The following is a 1,575-nucleotide window of genomic DNA, read 5'->3' as shown; positions in this document are numbered from 1 at the left end:
ACATGTTCTAAATTTAAGTCATCAAACTTATTTTTATCAACTTCATAAATATTATTTGATTCCTTAAGTTTTATATTTAATTTATCTATGTTGCTTTTATTAGACAGATGCTTTTCTTCTATTTTACTTATCTCATCTTTTAATGAACTTGTTTTAGTTAACGTATACTCTAAGTTTTCACCTAAACTCTTATTTTCATTGTGCAACTTTGATAAGTTGTTTTCTAAATTTATCATTTCATCATTTAAACTTTTCATACTAGTGTTTATAAAAATTAGATTTTTGTCATTTTCACTCAATTCTAATTTTATACTTTCTAGTTTTTCTACTTCTAAGTTAATATTATCCTGTACTCTAAGTCTACTTTGCTCTAATGATTTCAACGATGCTGTTTCTGATATTAACTTTTCTTGGAACTCTTCTATAATTCTCTTTCTTGAAAGTATATTGCCATTAGTCCTTATAGTTCCTCCAGTTAAAGATCCTCCTGGATTAAGTATTTCTCCATCTAGTGTTACAACTTTGTATCTATGATTAGTTTCTCTAGCAAATTTTATTGCTTCATCCATATTATTTATAACTATAGTTCTTCCTAATACATTTTCTACTATATTTTTATACTTTTCTTCAAACTTAACTAAGTCACTTGCTACTGCAATATAATTAGTTGAGCTTTTTATCATTTTCTCATCTATTTTATTTGATTTAATTATATTTAAAGGTAAAAATGTAACTCTACCTAAATTATTTTTCTTTAAATAATTAATAGCAGCTTTTGCACTTATTTCATCCTTAGTTATTATATTTTGCATATAACTTCCAAGAGATGCTTCTAATGCTTTTTCATATTCTTTAGAAGATGATATAACTTGTCCTAGAGCTCCATATATACCTTCTAAATTTTTATTTTTCAGTACCTCTTTTACGCCTTTATTAAATCCTTCGTAGTGCTTTTCCATATCTATATATATATTTAATTTTGAATTATATTCATTTAATTTAAGTTTTGATCCTTGAATATTATTATCTAAATTTTTATATTCTTCTTTTAGCGAATTTATACTACTGCTAAGTTCAGAGTAATCTTTTCTTAGTTTTTCTATTAATTTTAATTTTTCTTCTTTATCTAAGTTATAGTTTCTTATTTCACCTTTTTTGTTTGAAATATTTGTTTCTATAATTTTTATATCTAGGTTTATATTCTCAGTTCTTTTCTCAATATTTTCTATATTCGCATTTAAAGTTGATAGCTTATTAGCACTATTTTGTTTCATATCTAATAAATTTATAATTTCATCTTTTAAGTTCTCAACTTCTTGTGCTAATTCACTTATATTTGATTTCTTATTTTTATTATTTAATTGAACTTCATCTATTTCAGATTTTATATTGTTTAAATTTACAAATGCATTTTCTTTATTTTTTTCTAAACTTAAAAGCTCTGCTTCATTATTACCTAACTTTTCATTTATGTTAGTAATTTCAATTATATGTCTTTTGATATCACTCTCACAATTTATTATTTTTTCATTAAGAACACTAAGTTCAGAGTACTTTTTATTTATTACACCTTTA

1 pseudogene is annotated in these 1,575 nt (G+C 23.2%); it reads right to left on the bottom strand.

Going from position 1 to position 1,575, the window contains the following annotated elements:
* Window positions 1-1,575, bottom strand: a pseudogene (locus ACRCYC_RS04055) (chromosome segregation protein SMC); the annotation flags it as partial.

Source organism: Paraclostridium sp., from assembly GCF_051657365.1.
Taxonomy (GTDB): Bacteria; Bacillota; Clostridia; order Peptostreptococcales; family Peptostreptococcaceae; genus Paraclostridium.
The sequence above is the reverse complement of the archived record's forward strand: the minus strand, read 5'-3'. Positions and strand labels throughout refer to the sequence as shown.